General features: G+C 69.8%; 6 protein-coding genes. All 6 read right to left on the bottom strand.

Annotation, left to right across the window (positions count from 1 at the left end; translation table 11 throughout):
• A partial coding sequence (locus K8V84_RS12440) for an iron chelate uptake ABC transporter family permease subunit (RefSeq protein WP_304074330.1) occupies positions 1-263 on the bottom strand: 263 nt, incomplete at its 3' end.
• Entirely contained in the window at positions 260-1,285 is a 1,026-nt protein-coding gene (locus tag K8V84_RS12435) for an iron-siderophore ABC transporter substrate-binding protein (RefSeq protein ID WP_304074328.1), read from the bottom strand. The genes K8V84_RS12440 and K8V84_RS12435, both read right to left, overlap by 4 nt.
• A 423-nt stretch (positions 1,286-1,708) precedes the next feature.
• On the bottom strand, positions 1,709-2,896 hold the full coding sequence (locus tag K8V84_RS12430) for a thiolase family protein (RefSeq protein ID WP_304074326.1): 1,188 nt from the start codon (positions 2,894-2,896) through the stop codon (positions 1,709-1,711).
• 35 nt (positions 2,897-2,931) lie between these two features.
• Positions 2,932-3,690, bottom strand: coding sequence for a 3-oxoacyl-ACP reductase FabG (gene fabG, locus K8V84_RS12425; RefSeq protein WP_304074325.1), 759 nt, complete (start codon positions 3,688-3,690; stop codon positions 2,932-2,934).
• Positions 3,687-4,460 carry an enoyl-CoA hydratase/isomerase family protein gene (locus K8V84_RS12420; protein WP_304074323.1) on the bottom strand — a complete coding sequence of 258 codons (774 nt, stop codon included), beginning with the start codon at positions 4,458-4,460 and terminating at the stop codon, positions 3,687-3,689. Before K8V84_RS12420 ends, fabG begins: the two co-directional genes overlap by 4 nt.
• A 16-nt stretch (positions 4,461-4,476) precedes the next feature.
• The coding region (locus tag K8V84_RS12415; protein ID WP_304074322.1) for an MmgE/PrpD family protein at positions 4,477-5,640 on the bottom strand (1,164 nt) is incomplete at its 5' end.

Genomic DNA, 5,640 nt, shown 5'->3' with positions numbered 1-5,640 from the left:
CCCAAGGCGGCACCGGCGAGCACGGCCAGCAGGGTACGGGGGATGCGCTTGGCGACGGCGGCCTGGTCGAAGCCCTCCGCCGAACCGCCGAGCGCGGCCACGATGTCGGCCCAGCCGACCTCGCGCGAGCCCACCGCCACGGAGGCGAACATCAGGGCCGCCAGGACCAGGACCATGGCGGGCAACCACAGGACCCGAAGCCGCCGGGGGCGTCGCACGGCGGCGACGTCCCCGGCGACCGGCGGGGTGACGGTCGAGGTCACTGCGCCCCGTCCGCGGCCTCGGCCAGCAGCGACAGGTAGTCGTCCAGGACCCAGGAGATGGACAGCGGGGTGGGGTTGGCGGCGGTGCCCAGCGGGTTGTCGCCGGGCAGGTTCACCACGGCGCCGTTCTCCACGGCGGGCATCTGGGACAGCAGTTCGTCGCCCTCCAGGGCCTCGACCAGGTCCTCACCGCCGTAGGTGACGATGATGTCGACGTCGTCGAAGACGTCGGCCTGCTCGGCGGTGCGGGTCAGGGCGAACTGGTCGGTCTCGGCCGTGGCGTCGGCGATGCTGCCGGGGGTGGTCATGCCCAGGTCCTCGAAGAACATCGACCGGGTGTCGTGGGCGGTGTAGAAGCTGACCTCGCTGAGGTCGGTGGTGTCCACGTGGGTGAGGAACATGGTGGCCTGTCCCTCGATCTGCGGGTACTCGGCCGCGGTGGCCTCGATCTCGGTCTCCAGCTCGCCGATGAGCTCCTGGCCCTCTTCCTCCAGGCCCAGGCCCTTGCTGTTGAACTCGATCATCTCCCGCCAGGCGGTGCCCCACGGGGTCTCGGGGTAGGCGACGACGGGCGCGATCTCGCTGAGGGTGTCGTACTCCTCCTGGGTCAGGCCGGAGTAGCCGGCCAGGATGACGTCGGGGGCGGTGTCGGCAACGGCCTCGAAGTCGATGCCGTCGGTCTCGTCGAACAGAACGGGGGTCTCGGCGTCGAGTTCCTCGAGCTTCTCCTCCACCCAGGGCAGGACACCGTCGTCGTTGTCGTCACCGAAGTTGGCGGCGGCCATACCGACGGGGACCACGCCCAGTGCGAGGGGGACCTCGTGGTTGGCCCAGGCGACGGTGGCGACCCGCTCGGGCTGGGACTCGATGGTGGTGGTGCCCAGGGCGTGCTCGATGGTGATCGGTGTCCAGTCCCCGGAGGCCTGGGCCTCCCCGTCGGGGGTGTCCGAAGAGCACGCCACGAGTCCGACCGCCAGCAGTGCGGCCGTGGAGAGGGCGACCGTCCTTGTCACGTGGCGCATGGTGTCCTTTCGGTTGTGGGGCGAGGTGCCCCTGAAGTCCGCGCAACCCGCCCTTGCTCGCATGGCTCACCGATTCGACACTGCGACGTTCGGTGAGGTCATGGGAGTACGCCGAGGAAGGCCGTTCGGTGCGCACACCGAGGACCGCCCCCAGAAGGTAAGGGTTGCCTAACCGAACTTAGAGCGCAAGACCCGACCGCGCAATCACGCAGATGTGACACGCATGTTCGCGAAACGGACAAATCACGGAGATCTGCCCCCGGAACTCCGCCCACCACGGGCCTGCGGCCGACAGGCCCTCCATCGCACGAGTGGACGTGCGCGGCCCGACCTCCGTCACTACGGCCGGTGGCCGTACACGGCACCGCACCGTGTACGGCCACCGCACCGCGAGCCACGCTCGGTCCCGTCAGGGAGCCGGCCTCAGGCGATCCCCTCCACGACCATGGCGATCCCCTGTCCGACCCCGACGCACAGGGCGGCGACACCGTACCCGCCGCCCCTGCGGTGCAGTTCCCAGGCGAGGGTTCCCAGAATCCGACTCCCGGAGGAACCCAGGGGGTGGCCCAACGCGATGGCCCCACCGTTCGGGTTCACCTTGTCCGGATCGAGTTCGGGCCAGGAGGCCAGGCAGGCGAGCGACTGGGCGGCGAAGGCCTCGTTCAGCTCCACGACGTCGACGTCGTCCCAGCCGATCCCGGCCCGTTCGAGGGCCTTGTTCGCCGCCTGGACGGGACCGATCCCGAACCGCTGCGGGTCCACCCCGGTGACGGCTCGGGAGACGACGCGGGCCAAGGGTCGTCTCCCGGTGCGGGTGATCGCACGCTCGTCGCCCAACAGCACGGCCGAGGCCCCGTCGTTGAGGGGCGAGGAATTGCCCGCCGTGACTGTGCCGTCCTTCCGAAAGACCGGGCGGAGCCGGGCGAGGGCCTCCGTCGAGGTGTCGGGGCGAACACTCTCGTCTTGGAGGAGGTCGGTTCCCGGCACGGGCGCCACCTCATCGGCGAAGCGTCCCGCCCGCCATGCGTCGTGGGCGGCACGGTGACTGCGCACGGCGAACGCGTCCTGGTCCGAGCGCGAGATCCCGAACTCGTCGGCCAGGATCTCGGCCCCCTCCCCCAACGAGACCGTCCACTCCTCGGGCATGCGCGGGTTGACCATGCGCCAACCCAGGGTGGTGGAGTGCAGGGTCTCGTCCCCTCGGGGGAAGGCACGCCCCGGCTTGGCCAGCACCCATGGCGCCCTGCTCATCGATTCGACACCGCCGGAGACCACCAGCGACGCGTCGCCGGTGGCGATCATCCGGGACGCCGCGGAGACCGCCTCCAGGCCGGATCCGCAGAGTCGGTTGACGGTGCTGCCGGGAACGGAGACGGGAAGCCCCGCGAGGAGCACCGCCATCCGGGCCACGTCACGGTTCTCCTCCCCCGCCCCATTGGCGTTGCCGAGCACCACGTCATCGATCTCGGAGGGATCGAGTTCGAAGGATCGGGCGACCAGGCTCCGCAGGACGTGTGCCGCGAGGTCATCGGGGCGCGTACCGGAAAGGCCCCCTCCGTGGCGACCGATCGGTGTCCGAACCGCGTCGAGCACGAAGACTTCCGATCCCATGTGTTCTCCCCCCGGATTCGGGTTTCGTGAGCCGTTCACATGTGCCTGCCACCGGTGACCTCCATGACCGTTCCGGTCATGTAGGAGGACAGGTCGCCTGCGAGGAAGAGCACGACGCCGGCGACCTCCTCCGGTTCCCCGATGCGCCCGAGAGGTACCTGGGCCAGCCCCGAGTTCAGGGCGTCCTGGTCCATGCCCTCGGTCATGGGCGTGCGGATCAGACCGGGTTGGACCGCGTTGACCCGGATGCCGTGCCGCGCGGCCTCCTTGGCGGCGGCCTTGGTCAGGCCCACGATCCCGGCCTTGGCCGCGCTGTAGTTGGTCTGTCCAGGGTTTCCGACCTTCCCGGAGATCGAGGACATGTTGACGATCGACCCACCGTTGCCCGCTGTGCGCATGGCGGCGACCGCCGCGCGCGTCCCGAGCCAGCTCCCGATCACGTGGACGTCGATGACCTGCCGGAAGTCCTCCAACGTCATCTTTCGCATGACCGCGTCCCGGGTGATGCCGGCGTTGTTGACGAAGACGTCCAACCGTCCCGACCATTCCAGGGCCCCCTGGGCGAGGGCCGTGACGTCCTCCTCCGACGTGACGTCGCACTCCAGGGCGGTGGCGCGGGCACCGGCCGAGGTCAACCGGCCGACCCGTTCCCTCGCGGTGCTCACGTCGAGGTCACCGATCACCAGGTCCGCACCCTGGCGCGCGAGACGCCACGCGATCTCCCATCCGATACCGGACGACCCTCCGGTGACGACGGCGGTGCGTCCCTCCAACGACCGTTCGCTCAACGTCATCTCCCCTCGAAGCGAGGGGCCCGCTTCTCCAGGAAGGCGTTACGCGCCTCGGCGGCGTCGGCGGTGTGGGAGAGCTCGTAGGTGACGGTCTGCTCGAAGCGGTATCCGTCCCGGTGCGGCATCTCCTCGACCGCGTTGAATGCGGCCTTGGCCTTGCGCATCGCGATCGGGCTCTTCTCCGCGATCTCGGTGGCGATCTCCCTGGCGAGGGGGAGCAGGTCCGGACCGGGGACGACCTCGGACACGACCCCCTGACGCCACAGTTCTTCCGCACCCATCTTGCGCCCGGTGAAGAACAGCATGCGGGAGGTCGAGCGGGAGAAGTGCTGGGTCAAGAACTTGGCGCCGCCCGCCAGCCCCCGGTCCAGTTCGGGCATCTGGATCCAGGCGTCCTGGGCGGCGAGGAGGATGTCGCAGCACGCCGCCGCGGCGTATCCCGCTCCGATGGCCGGGCCGTTGATCGCCGCGATCACGGGTTTGGCGCAGTCGGCCATCGCGAAGAAGCTCTCCCGTGTGACCCGGTTGTGCGCGAAGTAGGTTCCGGGTTCGGCCACCAGTTGGGAGCGTTCCTTGATGTCGGCCCCCGCGGAGAAGGTCCGTCCACCACCGGTGAGGATCGCGGCCTTGATGTGGTCGCTGCCGCTGATGGTGTCGAAGACCCAGATCAGTTCCTCGCGGGTGCGCCGGTTCTGGGCGTTCACCGGGGGGCGGTCGAAGGTGACGGTGGCGATTCCGTTCTCGACCTCGTACCTCAGGTGTTCGAGTTCCATGTCGGTCCTGCCTTTCTCATAGGTTCACGGGATGAGCGGATGACCGCTCGAATTCTTCGATGGTGTCGAACAGGTTCCGGGCGGGAGCCGCGTCGAAGCCCTCGATCGCGTCGCGCAGTTCCTTTTCGTGGTGGCCCCACCCTCCGTGCTCCAGGCACGAGGAGAACTTGGCCCTGCGTTCGACCGGCCCCGGTTCGGGCGACGATGAGCCCGTCACGCACAGTTCCCTCCCCCTGTGGACCACGACCGCCTCGGCCCGCGCGTAGCCCGACCCGTCGGACAACCGGTGGTCCGGGACGATCCTGTCCGCCAGCGACAGGACGAGCGGATCGCCTAACGCGGGCCCGGTCATGGTGCGAAGGTCCACCGCTCCCTCTCGGGCCAGGGCCAGGGCGACCATGAACGGCACGCTGAAACCGGCCTCGGCCAAGGTGCGCGGCCGCCTGCGCCTGGACAGCGGACGACACAGCCTCGCGCCGACGGAGTCGACCGCCACCGTGACCCCCTCGATCCCCTCCGGGTCGCGAAGGATCTCCTCGGGCAGGCGGCGGACGGCGTCGATGTAGGGGTGCCCCGCCCGACAGCCGGGCCAGGGTTTGACGACAACGTCATCGGATTCCCACTCCTCGTCCGGCCCGGGCAGGTGAAACCGTCCGGGGGCCTCCACCCCCAGATGGGTCCGCCACAGACCCGACTCCCCTTCCAGCGCGTCGGACGCCCCCCGAAGTCCTCCTCTCGCCAGGAGCACGGCGCTCACGCCCTGTGCCACGGCGTACCCCGGGTAGACGGACCGACCGTCGCCCTCCTGGGAGGAGGCCTTGGCGCCCGAGGCCTGATCCACCGCATGGCCGACCGCGCAGACCGACTCCTCCTCGTCCAGGCCGTACACGAGGCCGGCTGTGACGGCCGCCCCGATCCCGCCCAGGAGCTGGGTCAGGTACCAGGAGCCGGCTCGCGAGCGGGGGTCGGCCAGAGCCGACAGGGCCCATCTACACATCAGTTCCGCCCCGACGGTCACTGCACGGAGCACCCGGTCCCCTCCCACGTCCGTGGCCTCCGCCACCGCCATGGCCGCCGGTAGCAGGACCGTGGTCGTGTGGATCCGGGCCCGATCATGGGTGTCGTCGAAGTCGAGCGCGTGGGCCAGGGCCGCGTTGGCGAACGCGGCCTGGACCGGAGG

Source organism: Nocardiopsis listeri (assembly GCF_020741345.1).
In the GTDB taxonomy this organism is placed as follows: Bacteria; Actinomycetota; Actinomycetes; order Streptosporangiales; family Streptosporangiaceae; genus Nocardiopsis; species Nocardiopsis listeri_A.
The sequence above is the reverse complement of the archived record's forward strand: the minus strand, read 5'-3'. Positions and strand labels throughout refer to the sequence as shown.